Origin of the sequence: Faecalibacterium sp. BCRC 81149 (genome assembly GCF_022750605.1) — a bacterium.
Taxonomy (GTDB): domain Bacteria; phylum Bacillota; class Clostridia; order Oscillospirales; family Ruminococcaceae; genus Faecalibacterium; species Faecalibacterium duncaniae.
Map to the genome: position 1 here is coordinate 106,049 of NZ_QXJA01000001.1, position 17,716 is coordinate 123,764.

Below are 17,716 nucleotides of genomic sequence, written 5' to 3' on the forward strand. Positions count from 1 at the left end.
CAAAAAGAACAAAAAGTCAAAATTTGGTCTGGCAATTGTGTCTGGAACGTGCTATAATAAGTTTTGACGCGATTGTTGCACCCAATTGAGCGCGCGCGTCCCCGCATTTCGCAAACAGAAAATACAGGACGCGGTGCGCGGTTGCAGGAGACAGGGAAGAAAACCTGTCCCCAACGCAATAGAATTTTTGAGTGGAGGATACACAAAATGAATTTCATCAAGTGCGAAAAGCTCGAGAAGAGCATGGCAGAGCTGCAGTTCTCTATCGACGCTGAGGCCTTTAAGGGCGCAGTGGCCGATGTCTTCAAGAAGGAGGGCAAGAAGTACTCCGTGCCCGGCTTCCGCAAGGGCAAGGCTCCCCGTTCTCTGATCGAGAAGATGTACGGCGCTGATGTCTTTACCTATGATGCCATCAATGAGCTGTTCCCCGCTGCTTACGAGGCAGCTGTGAAGGAAGCCGGCATCGAGCCTGTTGGCCGTCCCGAGGTTTCTGTGGATGCTGCCAGCGAGACCGAAGGCGTGACCCTGACCGTCAAGGTTGCTGTGATGCCCGAAGTCAAGGTCGGTAACTACAACGGTCTGACCGTTGAGAAGACTGTCCATACTGTTACCGACGAGGCCGTCGATGCAGAGCTGAAGCGCGTGCAGGAGCGCAACGCCCGTGAGCTGACCCGCGAGGGTGCTGCTGAGAATGGCGATATCGCTGATATCGACTTCGAGGGCTTTGTGGACGGTGTCGCTTTTGAGGGCGGCAAGGCTGAGCACTACAACCTGACCCTGGGCAGCGGCTCTTTCATCCCCGGCTTCGAGGATCAGATCGTTGGTCACTCCGCCGGTGAGGAGTTCGACGTGAACGTCACCTTCCCCGAGGAGTATCAGGCTGCTGAGCTGGCTGGCAAGGCTGCTGTCTTTAAGATCAAGCTGCACGAGGTCAAGTACAAGGAGCTGCCCGCTCTGGATGACGAGCTGGCTAAGGACTGCTCCGAGTACGACACTCTGGAAGAGTTCAAGGAGTCCATCCGCAAGAACAACCAGGAGCAGCTGGACAAGCAGGATGACTTGGCTGTTGAGAACGCTCTGGTCGATCAGGTCATCGAGAGCATGGAGGCTGAGATCCCCCAGGCTATGTACGATACCCGTATGGACGAGATGGTCAATGACTTCGCCTTCCGTGTGGAGCAGCAGGGTCTGCGCCTGGAAGACTACCTGAAGTATATGGGCCAGACCGTGGATCAGTTCCGTGCTTCCTTCATGCCTCAGGCTGAGAAGCAGGTCAAGATCCGCCTGGCTCTGGAGGCTGTTGCCGCTGCTGAGAACATCGAGGCTTCCGAGGAGGATGTCTCCACTGAGATCAAGCGCATCGCTGACCAGTACAAGATGGAAGAGGATAAGGTCCGTGAGCTGGTCAACGTTGACGACCTGAAGAAGGATCTGGCAATCAACAAGGCCATCGACTTCATCAAGAGCCACGCCAACATCGTGGAGAAGGCCGCTGAGGCTGAAAAGACCGAGGACGCTGAATAATCCAGCTGCCAAGGCCGCAATTTGCAGGAAACGCTGTTTGAAGCGTACCCTGTAAACAAAGGTTGTTAAAATTGACCGATACGGCCCTGTTTCTTTTGCCGTATCGGTCAATTTTGCAAATAGAATCATTTTTCGTATCAGGAGGCGAACTTTATGAGTTTTGTTCCTTACGTTGTCGAACAGTCGGCACATGGTGAGCGTTCCTATGATATCTTCTCCCGTCTGCTGAATGACCGCATCATCGTTCTGAGCGAGGATGTCAACGACACCTCCGCAAGCCTTGTGGTGGCGCAGCTGCTGTACCTGGAAGGGCAGGACCCGGACAAGGATATCAGCCTGTATATCAACAGCCCCGGCGGCTCCATCAGCGCGGGCATGGCCATCCACGATACCATGCAGTATATCAAGTGTGATGTCTCCACCATCTGCATGGGCATGGCCGCTTCCATGGGTGCCTTCCTGCTGGCAAGCGGCACCAAGGGCAAGCGCTTTGCCCTGCCCAACTCCGAGATCCTGATCCATCAGCCGCTGATCGGCGGTCAGGGCGGCGGCCTTTCCGGCCAGACCACTGATATCAAGATCCACGCCGAGCACATGGTGTATATCCGCGATAAGATGAATCACATGCTCAGCGATTACACCGGCCAGCCGCTGGAGAAGATCCAGCTGGACACCGAGCGCGACAACTATATGACCGCGCTGGAAGCCAAGGAATACGGCCTGATCGATGAGGTCATCGCCCACCGCTGAAACTGAACGGTGCGGGGGAGAGCCCTGCGCGCAAAGACCCAGAATAAGGAATAACAGTTATGGCAAACAACAATTCCGGCAAAAATGAAAAAGACCTGGTGTGCAGCTTCTGCGGCAAACATCAGGACGAAGTGGAACGGATGATCATCGGCCCCGGTGTCAACATCTGCAGCGAGTGCATCGGCCTGTGCCATGATCTGCTCTCGGATCAGCCGGAGCACCCGGAAGCAAACGGCCGCCCGGGCCGCGGCGCAAGCCGTACCCGGATGCAGGCTGTGGATGGTCTGGATATCAATATCCTGACCCCGGCTGAGATCAAGAACGGGCTGGACCAGTATGTCATTGGTCAGGATGAGGCCAAGCGTGTGCTGGCGGTCTCCGTTTACAACCATTATAAGCGCATCCTGAGCGGCAAAGGTGCGGATGTGGAACTGCAGAAGTCCAACGTTCTGCTGCTGGGCCCCTCCGGTGTCGGCAAGACTCTGCTGGCTCAGACCCTGGCCAAGATGCTGGGGGTGCCCTTCGCCATTGCGGATGCCACCACCCTGACCGAGGCGGGCTATGTGGGTGAGGATGTGGAGAACATCCTGCTCAAGCTGCTTCAGGCGGCGGATTTTGATGTGCAGAAGGCACAGGTGGGTATCATCTACATTGATGAGATCGACAAGATCACCCGCAAGAGCGAGAATCCCTCCATCACCCGTGATGTGGGCGGCGAGGGTGTGCAGCAGGCGCTGCTGAAGATCCTGGAGGGCACCGTGAGCAACGTGCCGCCCAACGGCGGCCGCAAGCACCCCCAGCAGGAGTTCATCCAGATCGATACCACCAACATCCTGTTCATCTGCGGCGGTGCCTTTGATGGCCTGGATAAATACATCCTGCGCCGCACCGATCGCTCTGCACTGGGCTTCGGCAGCAGCCTGAAGGACAACTCTGATGATGCCCAGCGTGCCCTGCTGCGCAAGGTGGAGCCTCACGATCTGGTCAAGTTTGGCCTGATCCCCGAGCTGATCGGCCGTCTGCCGGTCATCACTGTGCTGGACGATCTGGACGAGGACGCACTGGTGCGTGTGCTCAAGGAGCCCCGCAACAGCCTGGTCAAGCAGTACAAGGAACTGCTGAGCATGGACAGTGTAGAGCTGGAGTTCACCGACGAGGCCCTCCACGCGATCGCCCGCAAGACCATTGAGCGCAAGACTGGTGCCCGCGGTCTGCGCAGCGTGATGGAAGGCATCCTGCTGCCTGTCATGTATGATGTGCCCAATGACCCCACCATCATCCGTGTCACCATCGACAAGGACACTGTGGAGGGCGGCGAGGCCCATCTGGAATACGGCGCTGTGCGCAAACGGTATAAGAACCAGACCGCCCTGAGCTGATATCTGCACTCTGCAGACAGCAGGGAAGGGATGCCCTGCCAAATGCTTCGGCTTTGGCGGGGCTTTTTTTGCAATTCGCTTGTTTCGCGCCCGGAGTTGCGGTATAATATTAAAGTCTGGATGACTGTGGTGGGAGAACTCTCTGGCAGGAACTCCTGAAACACCCGGCATCGGATACTGTGGGAAATTGGAAGTACGATAAAGGAGTGTGTTTTTCAATGGCAAACTATCTTGAGATGAATCGTGAGGAGCTCACTGCCGAAAAGGCAAAGCTGAATGAGCAGTACAAAAAGTTTCTGGCCATGAACCTGAAGCTGAACATGGCCCGTGGCAAGCCCGGCCCTCACCAGATGGATCTGGCAATGGGTCTGCTGCAGATGAACGATTACACCACCGACGCAGGCACCGATGCCCGCAACTATGGTGATCTTGAGGGCCTGCACGAGGCTCGCGTCCTGTTTGCGGATGTGTTCGGTGTCAAGCCCGAGGAAGTGTTCGTGGGCGGCAACTCCAGCCTGCAGCTGATGTACAACCTCATCAACATTGGCTATGTGTTCGGCTTCCCTGAGTCCCCCTGCCCCTGGTCTCAGGTGGAAAAGCGCAAGTTCCTCTGCCCGGTGCCCGGCTATGACCGCCACTTTGCCATCACTGAGGAGTACGGCTTTGAGCTGATCAGCGTGCCCATGACCCCCAATGGCCCCGATATGGACATTGTGGAGAAGCTGGTGGCCGAGGATGACACCATCAAGGGCATCTGGTGCGTGCCCCAGTATTCCAACCCGGATGGCTATACTTACAGCGATGAGACCATTGACCGGATGGCCAAGATGAAGACCGCTGCTCCTGATTTCAAGATCTTCTGGGATGAGGCTTACATCGTCCACCACCTGACCGAGGAGATCATCGAGACCCCTGTTCTGTTGAACGAGAGCAAGAAGTACGGCACGGAGAACCGTGTGTTCATGTTCACCTCCACCAGCAAGATCACCTTCCCTGGTGCAGGTGTTTCCGCCATTGCATGCAGCGTGGACTCCATGAAGTATATCTGCAAGCGCTTCTCCGTGATGATCATCAGTTATGATAAGATGAACCAGCTGCGCCATGTACGTTTCCTGAAGAACAAAGAGGGTGTGCTGGCCCACATGGCAAAGCACCGCCGCCGCCTGATCCCCTGCTTTGATGCGGTCAAGACGGCCTTTTCCGAGGAGCTGACCCCCTGCGGCGACATTGCCCACTGGACGAACCCCAAGGGCGGTTACTTCATCAGCCTGTACGTTATGCCCGGCTGCGCCAAGCGTGTGGCCCAGCTGTGCAAGGAGTGCGGTCTGACCCTGACCGGTGCCGGTTCCGCCTATCCCTACCACAAGGACCCGCAGGATTCCCACCTGCGTATCGCGCCCACCTATCCCAGCTTGGACGAGGTGGAGACCGCATCTGATCTGCTCTGCGTCTGCGTAAAGCTGGCAGTTATCGAAAAGCTGCTGGCCGAAAAAGCAGAGTAAGCGTTTTATTCTGCAAAAAATCTCCTCCGTGCAGAGGTTTTTCTGCGCGGCGGAGGTTTATTATATTTTGGAGGTTTCCTGTTTTTTATGAAGACGAAAGGCAAAGCATGGCAGCTTGTTGTCACAGTGCTCCTGATCGCCGCGTTTGTCTACACGGCATTCTTTGGTGTGGCAGTCAAGTACGGTGATGTGACCAAGACCTACATCAAGGGAGCGCAGGATATCCGCTTTGGCGTGGATATCAAGGGCGGTGTCAACGTAACATTTGCCCCCTCGGACAACTACGATGCCACCGATGATCAGCTGGACGCTGCCCAGCTGGTCATTGAGAATCGTCTGGTCGGCCTGAACGTGACCGACTACGAGCTGTATGTGGATTATGACTCCGACCGCCTGATCCTGGAGTTTCCGTGGCAGTCCGGCGAGACCGATTTTGACCCCGAAGCCGCCATTGAAGAGATCGGCAGCACCGCCTACCTGACCTTCCGCAAAGGGAGCAGTGCAGACGGCGAACTGATCCTGGACGGCTCCATGGTCGAGAGCGCAGCTGCTCAGTACGGCCCGGTGAGCGGCAGTACATCCGAATATTATGTGGCCCTCAAGTTCAACGACGAGGGTGCCAAGGCCTTCGGGGATGCCACCACGGAGCTCTACCAGAGCAGTGGAACGATCAGCATCTGGCTGGATGATCAGAACGTGAGCACGGCAACGGTCAATGCGGCCATCACCGATGGTGCCGCCATCATCACCAGTTCCGCGTCCAATCCCTTCACGCAGGAGGACGTGGTCAAGATGGCCCGCCAGATCAATTCCGGTGCACTGCCTTTTGCCCTGACTGTGGACAGCTATTCCACCGTCAGCCCCAGCCTGGGCGAGAACAGCCTGAGCGCCATGGTGCTGGCAGGTCTCATTGCCTATGCCCTCATCGTGGTGCTGATGACTCTGCTGTACCGTCTGCCCGGCTTCCTGGCCTGCATTGCACTGGCCGGTCAGGTGGCGGCAACGCTGGCCTTCGTCTCCGGCTACTTCCCGGTGTTCGAGAGCTTTACCCTGACCCTGCCCGGCATCGCAGGTATCATCCTGGCCATTGGTATGGGCGTGGATGCCAATGTCATCACCGCCGAGCGCATCAAGGAGGAGCTGAACAACGGCAAATCGCTGGATGGCGCGCTTAAGAGCGGCTTTGCCCGCGGCCTGACCCCCATCATTGATGGCAATGTGACCATTGTCATTGTGGCAATCGTGCTGATGGGAGCCTTCGGCCCCTCGGACGGCCTGTTCGCCAAGGCCCTGCACTTTGTGTTCTTCGCCTTTGGCCCTTCCACCGCAGGCACCATCTACGCCTTTGGCTACACGCTGTTGACCGGCGTTCTGCTGAACTTTGTGTTCGGCGTGTTCGCCACCCGTGTGATGATCCGCGGTGCAGCCTCCATCAAGGCCCTGCGGAATCCCTGGCTCTATGGTGCTGTCAAGCCCGGCAAGGAAGTCAAGGAGAAGAAGCCCATCGACTTTGTGGGTCTGCGTAAGCGCTTCCTGACCATCTCCACCTGCCTGATGGCGGCCATCATCCTGTGTGCTGCAGTATTCGGTGTCCGGCTGGATACGGAGTTTACGGGCGGTGCCATGATCACCCTGAGCTATCAGGGTGAGATCAGCACCTCCGAAGTTCAGAAGACCGCCTCCACCGCACTGGAAAACAACGGCCTGACCCTGCAGACCGGCGAGAATGTCGCCACCGGGGAGCAGACCCTGAAGATCTCCATGCCCGGCAACGAGACCGTGACCACCGATCAGGTGGAGAATCTGCTGACCTCCCTGAACGAACAGTACCCGGACAATGCCTTTGCCCAGCTGTCCCTGAGCAATGTCAGCGCTGCCATGGGCACCAAGTTCCTGCAGAAGAGTCTGGTGGCTGTGGTGTTCTCCCTGCTGCTCATCCTGCTGTATATCGGCTTCCGTTTCAAGAAGATCGGCGGCCTGACCGGTGGCCTGATGGCTGTGCTGGCCCTGTTGAACGACCTGATGGTGGTGTTTGGCACCTTTGTGCTGCTGCGCACCCCGCTGGACGGCAACTTTATTGCCGCTATGCTGACCATTCTGGGCTACTCGATCAACGATACGGTTGTGGTCTATGACCGCATCCGCGAGAACCGTGCCCTGATGGGGAAAAAGACCCCGTTCGAGGAGCTGGTCAACCACTCGGTCAACCAGTCTGCTCGCCGTACCATCATCACTACGGTGACCACTGTAATGGCACTGGGTGTGATGTGCGTGGTCTCCAAGCTGTACGGTCTGGACAGCATCTTTACCTTTGCTTTCCCGCTGATGATGGGTATGCTGAGCGGCGTGTATACCTCGCTCTGTGTTTCCACCTCCGCCTGGGTGCTGTGGAACGACCGCAAGAGCAAAAAGGCTGAAACCAAAAAAGCCTGACCGTGTTTTGCCCGACAGGCCAAGAACCAACATCAGGAGGAACGATTTATGAAATGTCCCTATTGCGGCGATGAGGAATCCAAGGTCATCGATTCCCGCCCGACCGAAGACGGTGAGCGGATCCGCCGCCGCCGCGAGTGTCTGCGCTGCCGCATGCGGTTTACGACCTATGAAGTGGTGGAGACCGTCCCGCTGATCGTCATCAAAAAGGATAACTCCCGTGAGCCTTTTGATCGTCAGAAGCTGCTCAACGCAATGCTGCGGGCCTGCGCCAAGCGCCCGGTGAGCTACGATGCACTGGAAAGGGCTGTCAGCAGCATTGAGCAAAGCCTGATGAGCTCCTATGACCGCGAGGTGTCCAGTGTGCGCATTGGTGAACTGACCATGCAGGAACTGAAAAAGATCGATGAAGTGGCCTATGTCCGCTTTGCTTCGGTTTACCAGCAGTTTGCCGATGTCGAGAGCTTTTTCACAGAGCTGAAAAAACTGATGGGCGACCGCAAAGAGAAAAACTAAGGTTCCAGCGTTAAAAGCCAGACTTTTTCGTGAACTTCACGAGAAAGCCTGGCTTTTTGTTGTGCTCACCTCAACTGTTCAGCTCAGCACAAACACCCTCAGAGAATGCGATGAGAGAGCCAGGCCAGGGTCTCTACCTGAACCTGTGCCCGGCGCAGTTCCCCGAAGGCTTCCTCGGGTGCATTCAGTTCCAGATGGCCATCGGCGGCGCGCAGGGCGGCTTCCAGCTCCGTGAAGTCCTGCGTGCGGAGCAGGTGGTTCATGCCTTCCCGCATGGTGTCGCAGAGCTCGGCTCCTTCGGCCAGTGCCTGCCGCGCACCGGTCAGATCGCTGTTCCGGATATCCTCCATGGCGGTGTCGATGTCATCGGAGATATCCTCGGCGAATTGCTGTACCCGGAAGCTGCTGTAAAAGGCTGCCGCCAGCAGCAGGACTACGATGCCAATGCAGACATAAATACGTTTCATGCCGCACCCCCTTGCCGGAGCCCCGCCGTTTGACGAGGCTCCTTTTTCAGCAGAAAATAATCCTCGGTATCGTTGCCCGCCAGGATCAGGATCTCTTCCAGAAGCAGGCTGTTGGCCTGTGCGGTGCGTTCCAGCCAGGCAGCATCCTTGCCGCAGATGGTCAGGTTTTCGGCAAGCACCTGACCATCCAGCACAAAGGGAATGGTGGCCTGTGCCCGCTGTACCTTTGCTCCAAGGTCGGCGAGGGTGGCCGGTTCCTTTTCCGGGCGCAGAGCCACCGAGAGACTGCCGTTGGTCTCCACGACTGCATAGGAGACATCCCGGGGGTCGAACACATCTTTGCCGCGCAGCGCCTCCATCAGATCGGCGGCAGTCAGCCGCAGGGTGCGCAGGGCGTTCTGATCGATCTTACCATTCAGGATGACCGTTTTGGGCCGCCCGGACATCAGGTTGAAAAAGCGCTGGCTCCTGAAGCTGAGGATTGACCCAAGAAGCTCCAGCGCCGCAATGAGAAAGAGGGGGATCAGGCTGGCTGTGACCGGTACTTCTTCAGATTCAATGGAGATGGAAGCCAGATTGGAGATGAGGATGGTGGACACCAATTCCTCAGGCTGTAGTTCCCCCAGCTGACGTTTGCCCATCAGCCGCATGGCAAACAGGACGCAGAGATAGATCAGGATGGTACGGAAGATCAAGAGTTTCAAACCGGAACACCTCCCAGCGTATAACCGCCGCCCAGGCGGACAAGCTACCAGAAAGGGGGCGGCAAAATGGAACAGCTTTCCAGCCATCTGGCGGCAAATCTTGCGGAGCTCAACGCTAGGTTTGGCCAATCGGCAGATTTTTATGCGAAGGAGCTTGAGCTTTACCACTGCAAAGGAGCCATCGTTCTGTTTGATGGAATGGCCAGCCTGAAAGGGCTGTGGCAGCTGCTGCTGGATGCCGCCAGCCGCCGCACACCGCCCGGCCCGGCAGAACAGCTGACCGGGGAACAGGTGTTTGCGCTGTTGTTTGAGTACTCTGCACTGCCCGCAGAGCCTGCCCCTGTGGAGAACTGGGATGCCCTGATCCGGCGGCTGACGGCGGGCATGGCAGTGCTTTTGCTGGACGGATGCGCAAAAGGTATCGCCTTTTCGGTGCAAAGCCTGAACGCCCGCTCGGTGGATGAACCGGCAGGGGAGGGAAATCTCCGCGGCTCCCGGGAAGGCTTTGCGGATCTGCTCCGGGTGAATACCAGCCTGCTGCGGCGGTGCTTCCGCAATGATGCTCTGGTCATTGAGATCGGTCAAGCCGATTGTGAGATGAAAACGGAGTATGCTCTCTGCTACTGCCGGGATACGGCAGACCCAAAAGCGGTGCAAAAGGTGCGGCAGACCTTGCAGCGGGCCAGGCCGCAGCTGCTTTTGGATTCCAGCTACTTTGTGCCATGGCTCTTTCCCTGTAAGATCCGCACATTTGCCCCCGTGCGCTATACCGAACGGCCTATTGTGGCAGCGGCAAAGCTACGGGAGGGGAAATTCGTCATTCTGGTCAATGGCAGCCCCTCAGCGCTGATCCTGCCCACCCTGTTCTGCGAAAACTTTGAATGCCTGGATGACTATGCAGGAACGGCCTATTTTGCATCCTTTCTGCGGGTGCTGAAATATATCTCGTTCTACCTGAGCATTTTCCTGCCGGGCGTGTTCGTCTGCTGGGCGGTCTACCTGCCAGAACTCCTGCCGCCCCAGCTGCTGTTCAAAATCGAGGCCGCCGAGCAGGCAACGCCGCTGCCGCTGTTTGGGGAAATGCTTCTGGTGATTCTGATGCTGGAGATCATTCGGGAGGCTGGCCTGCGGATGCCCCAGACCCTGGGGCACTCTGTCAGCCTGATCGCTGCCCTCATCATCGGGGATGCCGCCATTGCCGCCGGATTGATGAGCACACCGGTCATCCTAACCGCCGCTGCCGCGTCCATTGCGGTGTTTGTCACGCCCTCGCTGTATGAGGTGGCAACCGTTCTGCGGCTGGTGGTGCTGCTGGCAGCAGGGGTGGCTGGCCCGGTGGGACTTGCCGCCTGCGCACTGGGCGTGTTATTTGGGCTGACCCGGGTCTCGGCGCTGGGTGTGCCCTACCTGCTGGATGCCGTATTTCCCGAGGTGCCGCTCTCGCCAGACGGTGTGACCCGGCGCAGCTACCCAAAACTTTCCCGGCAGCCCTTTACCATTTGGCAAAAAAGAGGTGGTTGAAATTGGAACGATCCTGTTTCTCCGAAAAAACACTGACCTTGAGTGTGCTCACTGCGGAGTTCGCTCGGTGTGTATTACAGACGGGTGCGCCTGTAACAACCCGCAGTCTCTTTTTGCAGGGCCTGCCTATGGCACTGGCGCTGGTTCTGATCACCGCCCTAACAGCCGGGGCAGAGCAGCGTGCAGACAGTTTTTGGGGTACAGACTTGCGTTCCCGGGTAGTCTGCGGCGGGCTGGGACTCTGGTTTGTCTGGGAGGCTGTGGAGACCTTCCGTCAGGCGCAGGAGCTTTGCTGGGGAAATTTTTCTTCCATGGCCATGCTGGGGCTTCTCCCGCTGCTGCTCTGGGCAGGATGGAAGCTGGAACCTGCCGTACTGGTTCGTTGTGCGCCGATCTTGTGCTGGGCGGCGGCGCTGGCGGGTTTGCTCTGCCTGCTGGGGCTGAATGGCCAGTTCCACTGGGAAAGTCTGATGATGCAAGCTGATGCTCAAACGATTATTCTGCCTCTGTATCCGGAATACTTTGCCCTGCCGCTGTTCTGCCCGGCAAAGCAGGTGCGGTGCGCTGTTTGGCTTCCGGTGAAAGTTTTTATATTGGCTGGCAGCTTTGCGCTCTGCACGGAACTGGTGTTTGGGGCGGGGAATGCCCTGCCCGGCATCGAGCTTCTGCAGGCGGGCAGGCTTGGCAGCATCTCCCGGTTTGATGCCCTTGTGCTGCTGGTCTGGTTGGCAGCGGCAATGTTCCGGTTCTGCGTGCTGGTGCAGGTGGTGCGCCAATTGGCCGGGCGGATGTGGGGCAGAACTACGCCTGCGGAGGAAAACGCATGACGGGCCGACAGCGTGCCCTCCGGTGGCTGGCGGCAGGGGTGCTGGTGCTCTGGTGCGGGGTATTTTTGCGGGCAGAGAATACCGAGAAAAGCATGGTGCGTGCCTTGATTCTTACCCCGCCCACGGTGGCGGTGCAGAGTTGGACAGTGGGTCTGCTCTACCAGTTTCCGGAAGCCGCCGCCGATGCTTCTGATGCCGCCGCACAGGTGCAGCTCTGCACCGGGCAGGGAAACACCCTGCAAACGGCTCTGACGGAAGCCGAGCGTGGCCTGCCCCGTAAAGCAAGCTACCGGCTGTGCGAGTATCTGCTTTTGAATGCCGAAACAACTTTAAAAACCATTCGACAGGCGGAGACCGTGTTGAAAGAGGAGCCGGTGCAGGGCTTGTCTGCCCGGGTCCTCTGCATGGATCTTTCCGGAGAAGAACTGGCCGCAGCAGACGGAGAAAACGAACTGTTCCCGGAACAGCTTTTGCAGGCCGTGAAGGAAGCCGCACCGCAGGCTCCGCACCTATACGAGAGCCGGAACGCTCTTTTGGCTCCGGTACTCATCCTGACGGATGGTGCCATTGAGAATGCGGAGGAAATGCTTCTGCTCACCGAAACAGGGAACACCCGGCTCACCCCGGCAGAGAGCCAGATGGCACAATTGCTGCTGGGTCAGAGCGGAGAACACACTTTTCCGCTGGGTAGCGGGCAGGTGACGTTCCGGCGCTGTGTGGTATCGGTGGAAGCCGTAGAAGATGGCTTTGCCGTGACCCTGACCGGCCAGCGCAGGGCGGGCACAGCTCTGCCCACAGCAGCACAGTGTGCGGCGCTGGAGCTGCTCTGCGTGCAGACCGTTCAGCGCTGCTGGGAAAACGGGTATGATCTGCTCTCTCTGGGAGCAGTCCGGGCGCTGAAGCAGGGAACAGGGCGAGAAGCGCTGACAACAAAAAACGCCTGCCCGCAGGTGCAGGCAGACGTGAGCTTTTTGCAGTTTTAGTGGGCGGTCTCAAAAACGATGGTGATGGTGGTGCCAACGTTCACTTCGCTTTCCAACTTGATGCGGGCGTTGTGGATGCGGGCAATGTGCTTGACAATAGCCAGCCCCAGACCGGTGCCGCCGGTGGCCTTGCTCCGGCTCTTATCCACCCGGTAGAAGCGTTCGAACACGCTGGACTGCGCGTCTTTCGGGATACCGATGCCGTTATCCTTGACGGTCAGGGTGCAATGGCCGTCCCGGGTGCAGGAGGTGATGAGCTGGACCTTGCCACCGGGGCGATTGTAGCGGATGGCGTTGTCGCACAGGTTCTGGCACAGCTCATCCAGCTGATCCCGGTTGCCAAGCACTCTGGCACTCTCGCCCAGATAGGTCAGGGAGATGAAGGAGCGCTGTGCGTTCAGCTTCTGGCGTTCCACACAATCCTTGGCCACGTCCAGCAAATCGACCGTTTCCATGTCGGGCTGTGCATGGGTCTCGCTGACGCTGTCCAGGTGCGACAGCTGCAGGATATCGTTCACCAGCTGGATCATCCGGCTGGCTTCTACATGGATCTTCCGGCCAAACTCGGGCACATCGGCAGGTTTGGCAATGCCGGTCTCAATGAGTTCCGCATAGCCGGAAATACTGGTCAGAGGAGTTTTCAGCTCGTGGCTGACATTGGCCGTGAAATCCTGCCGCATTTTCTCGTTGTTTTCCCGGAGCAGCCGGTCAGAGTGGATGCTCTCAGCAAAGGGGATGAGTTCCCGGTAGGGAACGTTTTCCTGAATGTGCTCAAGATCATCCGTCATTTTCAGAATGGGCTGGACAAGACTGCGGGTCAGCAGCCCGGCAATCAGCGCTGCGGCACCCATCATCAGGATGCAGCTCAGGATGATGGCGGGCAGGGCCGCGTCGTAGATCGACCAGATGGTCTCAGAATCCTGGGCCACACGCAGGATATCGCCGCCGGGCAGCAGCATGGCGTAATAGTAGGTCTCGTACCCCATGGTCTGGGAATCGCGGCAGTTACGGCCTACACCCTCCCGCATGGCCTGTTGGATCTCCGGGCGGGACAGATGGTTTTCCATCTGCTGGTCAGTGGCGGATTCGAACACCACACTGCCATCTGCTGCGATCAGGGTAATGCGCAGGTCACCGTTGACGAACACCGAGAGCTGATCCGGAGAGGAAAGCTGCTCGTATCCGGCGGAAACCAGATCGGCCTGATGCTCCAGCGAGGTCCACGCCTGTTCCCGGAACGCTTTGTGAAAGACGAAGAGACAGAGCACGGCGGTGCAGACCAGACCGACGAAGCCCATGAAAAACAGCCGGTAACTGATTTTTTCTTCCATGCTCTGCGGTTTCATTCTTCCTCGCCCTCCTCATTGTCGGCCAGCTTGTAGCCGACCTTGCGCACGGTGCAGATATATCTGCCCGCATCCCCCAGCTTTTTGCGCAGGGTGCGGATGTGCATATCCACGGTGCGGCTCTCAACAGAAATATCGGTGCCCCATACCACCTGCAGAATGGTCTCGCGGGTCACGACAAGGTTCGTGTTTTCCAGCAGCAGGCGCAGCAGACTGTACTCCTTGTAAGTCAGGTCAATATGGGTGCCGTTCACGGTCACGCTGTGGCGGGCGTTGTCCAGCAGGATCTCATGGAAGGCATAAACATTCTGCTTTTCCTCGGGGGCAGAGCGGCGCAGGGCGGCCCGCACCCGGCTCAGAAATTCCATGATGCCAAAGGGCTTGGTGATGTAATCATCTGCACCGCAGTCCAGCCCGCGCACGGTATCCAGCTCGCTGGATTTTGCTGTGACCATGATGATGGGCAGGCGGCGCAGAGCAGGGGTATTGCGGAGCTTTTTCAGGATGGAGAAACCGTCCTCACCGGGCAGCATCACATCCAGAATGACCAGCTCAGGCTCTGCGGTGCGCATGGCCTGCCAGAAAGGCTCAGAGGTTTCAAAGCTCTGCACTTCGTATCCGCTGGATTGCAGTGCATATTGCTCCAGCTCGCGGATGGCGGCATCGTCTTCTACAATGTAGATCATTTGTTGGGTTCCTCCTTTGCGGCTGCGGGTGCAGTGTCGCTGTCAGGGAAGAGATAGCGCTCACGGTAACGATCCAGACGGCGCTGGAACTGTTCGCTTTCCTTGGTCTCGTTGCCGTAGCGCAGGTCGTTCAGATAAGCGTGGGTATCAAAGCTGTCCTGTGCCACCTCGATCTGGGCAACAGCCACATTGCTGCAGTGGTCGCAGACACGCTCGTAGTTGGTCAGAAGATCTTCCAGAACAAAACCATACTCAATGGAACAGCTGCCGGTCTGCAGGCGGGCCACATGGCGGGCCTTGATGGCACGCACCAGTTCATCCACAACGGTCTCCAGCGGCTCGACCTTGCCGGCCATGTGCAGATCGCCTTTGCGGAATGCGTCGGTGGTGCGGCTCAGCACATCCTGCACGGCCCCCTCCAGCACCTGCAGCTCCTCCTGTGCATCCTTGGAAAACTCAATGCTCTTGGCGTGGATCTCTTCGGCGGAGCTCAGAACATTTACAGAGTGATCGCTGATGCGCTCAAAATCGCTGATGGTGTGGAGCAGAGTGTTCACACTCTGGCTGTCGGCATGGCTCATTTCACGGCTGGACAGCTTGACGAGATAGGTGCCCAGTGCATCCTCATATTTGTCCACCTTTTCCTCTTCCTCCCGCACCTTCTGGGCAAGGGAATCATCCCACTTGTGGGTCAGACTCATGGCCTGCACCACACCCACACGGGCCAGCTCGGCCATGTCAGCAGTAGCGGCACGGGCACGCTCCACAGCCACGGCGGGAGTGTTCAGCAGGCGCTCATCCAGCAGAGCAAAGCTCTCTTTTTCGGCATCGTCCGGAATGGTGAGGATGGCCAGCTTTTCCAGCCCATTTGCAAAGGGCAGCAGAACAACGGTGGCCGTCAGGTTGAAGATGGAGTGGACCACGGCAATGCCCCAGGCAGTGACTGTCTCATTGACAAAGGCAAAGTCAAGCAGCAGGTTTGCACCATAGAAAACAGCCAGGAACAGGGTGACACCGATGATGTTGAAGTACAGGTGCACCATGGCGGCGCGGCGGGCATTCTTGTTGGCACCCACGGAGGAGATCAGCGCGGTGACGCAGGTGCCGATGTTCTGGCCCATGATGATGGGGATGGCACTGCCGTAGGTGATGACACCGGTGGCGCTCAGTGCCTGCAGAATACCAACGCTGGCGCTGGAGCTCTGGATGATACCGGTGACAACGGCACCCACCAGAACGCCCAGCAGAGGATTGGAGAAGCGGATGAACAGGTTGGTGAACCATGCCTCATTCTGCAGGGGCAGCACAGCATTGGACATGGCGGTCATACCGGTCATCAGCACAGCAAAGCCGATGAGGATGGTGCCGATGCCCTTGCGCTTCTCGCTTTTGCCCATGTACAGAAGGATGCCGATAAAGGCCAGCACCGGGCTGAAGGAGGTGGGCTTGAGCATATTGATCAGGAAGCTGTCGCCCTGCAGGCCGGAAAGGCTCAGGATCCAGCTGGTGACCGTGGTGCCCACATTGCTGCCCATGATAACGCCTATGGCCTGATGCAGCTCCATGATGCCGCTGTTGACAAAGCCGACCACCATAACGGTGGTGGCGCTGGAGCTCTGGATCACGGCGGTGACGCACAGACCCAGGAAAAAGCCCTTGAGCGGGTTGTCAGTCAGTTTGCTCAGGATCTTTTGCAGCTGGCCGCCGGCCTGCTTTTCCAGCGCCTTGCCCATGATGTCCATACCGAACAGGAACAAGGCCAGGCCGCCCAGCAGGGAAAATACATTAAAAACAGTCATTTGAAGTTCCTCGCTTTGTTTGACACGTTTATTTGACGGAATGTTCTCCTATTTATGAGTATAGAGCCTGAATGTAAAATCGGAAATCCAGAGAATGTAAAAAGCGTGTAAAGTGAATGACTGTTTCCCGGTGCAGGGATGCCCCATCTCTATTATAAATGGATATGAGGGAGGATGCAACGGGATGCAGGCTCCGGAATGAAGATTTTCCGGCAGAATCATTGTAATCCGAAACCATCTCGTTTATAATAAGGGAAAGAAAAAGCGTGCCCCGCAGCCGGTGTGCTGCCGGGCAGGGAGAGGAAACATTTGTGCAGGAGGAAGAACGATGGCGAATTTCAATGTTTCGCTGAAGAAGCTGACGGAAAAGGTCAGTCTGGACGTGGTCTACACCCCGAAAGGGCTGGAAGAGATCAATGTCGAGATCGCGGAGGTCAACCGCCCGGGCCTGTTCCTTGCCGGATACTATGATTACTTTGATAAACTCCGGCTGCAGATCCTGGGTCTGGCCGAGATGAACTTTCTTTCTGGTCTTTCTGCCGAGAAGCGGTACGAGCGGCTGGACCAGCTGTTCAGCCAGCAGCCTCCGGCTGTCATCGTCTGCCGCAGTGAGGAACTGGAACCATTTCCCGAGATGCTGGAACTGGCTCAGAAGCACGGGGTGGCCCTGCTCCGCTCCAACGAGATAACCTGCACCCTGATGGGCAGTCTGATCAGCGTGCTGAATCTGGAGCTGGCACCCCGCATCACCCGCCACGGCGTGCTGGTGGAGGTGTATGGTGAAGGAATCCTGATCCTGGGCGACAGCGGCATCGGCAAGAGTGAGCTGGCCATTGAGCTGGTCAAGCGCGGCCACCGTCTGGTGGCGGACGACGCGGTGGAGCTGCGCAAGGTCTCCAACCGCCAGATCATGGGCACGGCCCCGGAGAACATCCGCCATTTTATCGAGCTGCGCGGCATCGGCATCGTCAATGTGGCCCGTGTGTTCGGCGTGGGTGCGGTCAAGGAGAGCGAGAGCCTGGACCTTGTGGTCCAGCTGGAAGCATGGGACCCCACCAAGAACTATCAGCGCACCGGACTGGAGAGCGAATATTACGAGATTTTAGGTGTGAATATCCCCAGCACCAGCATCCCGGTCTCCCCGGGACGCAATCTGGCCGTTGTGCTGGAAACCGCTGCCATCAACAACCGCCAGAAGCGGATGGGCTATAATGCCGCCAAGGAGCTGCTGATCCGTCTGGGTCTGGACGGCACCGTTGAATGAAGATTACAGATAAAG

15 protein-coding genes are annotated in these 17,716 nt (G+C 57.7%); 10 read left to right on the forward strand and 5 right to left on the reverse strand.

Annotated features, from left to right (window positions below):
* Positions 1-207 precede the first annotated feature (207 nt).
* The 6 genes from tig to nrdR all read left to right on the forward strand — a co-directional run bounded on the left by tig (position 208) and on the right by nrdR (position 8,104).
* Positions 208-1,524, forward strand: a complete 1,317-nt coding sequence (gene tig / locus D3F01_RS00510) for a trigger factor (protein WP_242885489.1) — start codon at positions 208-210, stop codon at positions 1,522-1,524.
* A 153-nt stretch (positions 1,525-1,677) separates the two neighbouring features.
* Entirely contained in the window at positions 1,678-2,274 is a 597-nt protein-coding gene (locus D3F01_RS00515; protein WP_097771159.1) for an ATP-dependent Clp protease proteolytic subunit, read from the forward strand.
* A gap of 59 nt (positions 2,275-2,333) precedes the next feature.
* Positions 2,334-3,653 carry an ATP-dependent Clp protease ATP-binding subunit ClpX gene (gene clpX, locus D3F01_RS00520; RefSeq protein ID WP_098922300.1) on the forward strand — a complete coding sequence of 440 codons (1,320 nt, stop codon included), beginning with the start codon at positions 2,334-2,336 and terminating at the stop codon, positions 3,651-3,653.
* Between the two features lie 218 nt (positions 3,654-3,871).
* Positions 3,872-5,155: an aminotransferase class I/II-fold pyridoxal phosphate-dependent enzyme gene (locus D3F01_RS00525; protein ID WP_005934338.1), complete on the forward strand. Its 1,284-nt coding sequence runs from the start codon at positions 3,872-3,874 to the stop codon at positions 5,153-5,155.
* A gap of 87 nt (positions 5,156-5,242) precedes the next feature.
* On the forward strand, positions 5,243-7,588 hold the full coding sequence (secF, locus tag D3F01_RS00530; protein ID WP_097771947.1) for a protein translocase subunit SecF: 2,346 nt from the start codon (positions 5,243-5,245) through the stop codon (positions 7,586-7,588).
* Between the two features lie 48 nt (positions 7,589-7,636).
* Entirely contained in the window at positions 7,637-8,104 is a 468-nt protein-coding gene (nrdR, locus tag D3F01_RS00535; protein ID WP_005934334.1) for a transcriptional regulator NrdR, read from the forward strand.
* A 98-nt stretch (positions 8,105-8,202) separates the two neighbouring features.
* Here nrdR and D3F01_RS00540 read toward each other — a convergent pair whose 3' ends face one another.
* Together D3F01_RS00540 and D3F01_RS00545 are read right to left on the reverse strand one after the other, a co-directional pair.
* Positions 8,203-8,571, reverse strand: a complete 369-nt coding sequence (locus D3F01_RS00540) for a DUF4363 family protein (RefSeq protein WP_005934332.1) — start codon at positions 8,569-8,571, stop codon at positions 8,203-8,205.
* Entirely contained in the window at positions 8,568-9,275 is a 708-nt protein-coding gene (locus D3F01_RS00545) for a DUF421 domain-containing protein (protein ID WP_242885492.1), read from the reverse strand. Before D3F01_RS00545 ends, D3F01_RS00540 begins: the two co-directional genes overlap by 4 nt.
* A 66-nt stretch (positions 9,276-9,341) precedes the next feature.
* Here D3F01_RS00545 and D3F01_RS00550 point away from each other — a divergent pair, with 66 nt between their 5' ends.
* The 3 genes from D3F01_RS00550 to D3F01_RS00560 all read left to right on the forward strand — a co-directional run bounded on the left by D3F01_RS00550 (position 9,342) and on the right by D3F01_RS00560 (position 12,606).
* Positions 9,342-10,796: a spore germination protein gene (locus D3F01_RS00550; protein WP_242885494.1), complete on the forward strand. Its 1,455-nt coding sequence runs from the start codon at positions 9,342-9,344 to the stop codon at positions 10,794-10,796.
* A gap of 128 nt (positions 10,797-10,924) precedes the next feature.
* Positions 10,925-11,623: a hypothetical protein gene (locus D3F01_RS00555; RefSeq protein ID WP_242885497.1), complete on the forward strand. Its 699-nt coding sequence runs from the start codon at positions 10,925-10,927 to the stop codon at positions 11,621-11,623.
* The gene (locus tag D3F01_RS00560) at positions 11,620-12,606 is read left to right on the forward strand and encodes a hypothetical protein (protein WP_242885500.1); all 987 of its coding nucleotides are present in this window, start codon (positions 11,620-11,622) and stop codon (positions 12,604-12,606) included. Before D3F01_RS00555 ends, D3F01_RS00560 begins: the two co-directional genes overlap by 4 nt.
* Here D3F01_RS00560 and D3F01_RS00565 read toward each other — a convergent pair.
* From D3F01_RS00565 to D3F01_RS00575, 3 genes are read right to left on the reverse strand one after another with little or no spacing between them, the layout of a single operon-like run.
* Positions 12,603-13,952, reverse strand: a complete 1,350-nt coding sequence (locus tag D3F01_RS00565) for an ATP-binding protein (RefSeq protein ID WP_117534174.1) — start codon at positions 13,950-13,952, stop codon at positions 12,603-12,605. The two genes, D3F01_RS00560 and D3F01_RS00565, sit on opposite strands and share 4 nt — an antisense overlap.
* Positions 13,949-14,638 (reverse strand): response regulator transcription factor, encoded by a 690-nt coding sequence (locus tag D3F01_RS00570; protein ID WP_097771952.1) that lies wholly within the window; start codon positions 14,636-14,638, stop codon positions 13,949-13,951. The genes D3F01_RS00565 and D3F01_RS00570 overlap by 4 nt, the downstream gene beginning before the upstream one ends.
* The gene (locus D3F01_RS00575; protein WP_242885502.1) at positions 14,635-16,437 is read right to left on the reverse strand and encodes a Na/Pi cotransporter family protein; all 1,803 of its coding nucleotides are present in this window, start codon (positions 16,435-16,437) and stop codon (positions 14,635-14,637) included. The genes D3F01_RS00570 and D3F01_RS00575 overlap by 4 nt, the downstream gene beginning before the upstream one ends.
* A gap of 328 nt (positions 16,438-16,765) precedes the next feature.
* On the opposite strand from D3F01_RS00575, the gene hprK reads away from it, so the two are divergent.
* Complete coding sequence (gene hprK / locus D3F01_RS00580; protein WP_154276110.1) at positions 16,766-17,701, forward strand: HPr(Ser) kinase/phosphatase; 936 nt, start codon at positions 16,766-16,768, stop codon at positions 17,699-17,701.
* Positions 17,702-17,716 lie beyond the last annotated feature (15 nt).

Coding starts and splice junctions, on each gene's coding strand:
- secF (WP_097771947.1), top strand. CDS start 5,243: ATGAAGACGAAAGGCAAAGCATGGCAGCTTGTTGTCACAGTGCTCCTG.
- D3F01_RS00565 (WP_117534174.1), bottom strand. CDS start 13,952: ATGAAACCGCAGAGCATGGAAGAAAAAATCAGTTACCGGCTGTTTTTC.
- nrdR (WP_005934334.1), top strand. CDS start 7,637: ATGAAATGTCCCTATTGCGGCGATGAGGAATCCAAGGTCATCGATTCC.
- tig (WP_242885489.1), top strand. CDS start 208: ATGAATTTCATCAAGTGCGAAAAGCTCGAGAAGAGCATGGCAGAGCTG.
- hprK (WP_154276110.1), top strand. CDS start 16,766: ATGGCGAATTTCAATGTTTCGCTGAAGAAGCTGACGGAAAAGGTCAGT.
- D3F01_RS00550 (WP_242885494.1), top strand. CDS start 9,342: ATGGAACAGCTTTCCAGCCATCTGGCGGCAAATCTTGCGGAGCTCAAC.
- D3F01_RS00570 (WP_097771952.1), bottom strand. CDS start 14,638: ATGATCTACATTGTAGAAGACGATGCCGCCATCCGCGAGCTGGAGCAA.
- D3F01_RS00525 (WP_005934338.1), top strand. CDS start 3,872: ATGGCAAACTATCTTGAGATGAATCGTGAGGAGCTCACTGCCGAAAAG.
- D3F01_RS00540 (WP_005934332.1), bottom strand. CDS start 8,571: ATGAAACGTATTTATGTCTGCATTGGCATCGTAGTCCTGCTGCTGGCG.
- D3F01_RS00575 (WP_242885502.1), bottom strand. CDS start 16,437: ATGACTGTTTTTAATGTATTTTCCCTGCTGGGCGGCCTGGCCTTGTTC.
- D3F01_RS00515 (WP_097771159.1), top strand. CDS start 1,678: ATGAGTTTTGTTCCTTACGTTGTCGAACAGTCGGCACATGGTGAGCGT.
- D3F01_RS00555 (WP_242885497.1), top strand. CDS start 10,925: ATGGCACTGGCGCTGGTTCTGATCACCGCCCTAACAGCCGGGGCAGAG.
- clpX (WP_098922300.1), top strand. CDS start 2,334: ATGGCAAACAACAATTCCGGCAAAAATGAAAAAGACCTGGTGTGCAGC.
- D3F01_RS00560 (WP_242885500.1), top strand. CDS start 11,620: ATGACGGGCCGACAGCGTGCCCTCCGGTGGCTGGCGGCAGGGGTGCTG.